This is a genomic window from Metamycoplasma neophronis (assembly GCF_006491995.1).
In the GTDB taxonomy this organism is placed as follows: Bacteria; Bacillota_I; Bacilli_A; order Mycoplasmatales; family Metamycoplasmataceae; genus Metamycoplasma; species Metamycoplasma neophronis.
This window is the reverse complement of the sequence record NZ_VHHP01000034.1, coordinates 1-790: the sequence shown is the minus strand read 5'-3', so window position 1 is coordinate 790 and position 790 is coordinate 1. Positions and strand designations below refer to the sequence as shown.

Sequence of the window (790 nt, the reverse complement as noted above, 5' to 3'; positions counted from 1 at the left end):
GGCACGACCCGGGAAGGAACCGGGCAAATCAAGCACAGCCCGGCTAACTGGACTGGTGCGCCACCACCCGGCGCATCTGCCGAGCGTATAGCCACTCGATAACCGGCATGCCCGCGGTGACCACCCCGGCCAACCCGTAGCTGAGCCAATATGGCCCGTCGTGCGCGACCGCCATGAGGTAGGGCGCCGCCGCCACGGCAATCAACGCAATGCCAATCGCACTGGTCAACACGACTGTCCCGCGCAACCAGATCCGGTCCACCGCCTCACTGGACCACTCGGCGGCCACCTCGAATGCATCCGCGTGCTGTACGGGTGCCGACTCGGCCACAGCGCGTTTCGCCGGATGCCCGGATCCGATCGATCGCCCGCCCCGCACGGATGCACCCGTCGGCCTCGTCGCGGGCTCGGCCTCAGCCATGCGGCGAGCTCGCAACAGCACCGGTATCGCGCCCACGATGACCAGTGCGGAGACCACAATTACGGCGTACAGCACCCACGTGGTGTGCGGGTTTCCGGCCATCTCGTGGAAGCCCCTACCCAGGTCCATCAGGGCGACAGCGGCGGCCACCGACACGCCGGTGAACACCAGCCACACCGCGGCACATGCCCCAACCAGGATGCGATCGATGACGTCCGGCGAGATTACATCCGGCCCACGCCGGTATGCGGAATATCTGCTCACCATCAGCAGCTCGTTTGCGGTCCATCGTTGGAGTTCGATGAGAGCACCGTTCCGTCGCTCGTGGTGATCGAGCAGTTGAGTTTGCTGACCCGGAAAAGGCTGGAG

The 790-nt window shown here is 65.7% G+C and carries 1 protein-coding gene; it reads right to left on the bottom strand.

The window, feature by feature from the left end:
* Positions 1 to 43: 43 nt before the first annotated feature.
* A partial coding sequence (locus FJR74_RS08385) for a DUF2561 family protein (protein WP_241860486.1) occupies positions 44 to 790 on the bottom strand: 747 nt, incomplete at its 5' end.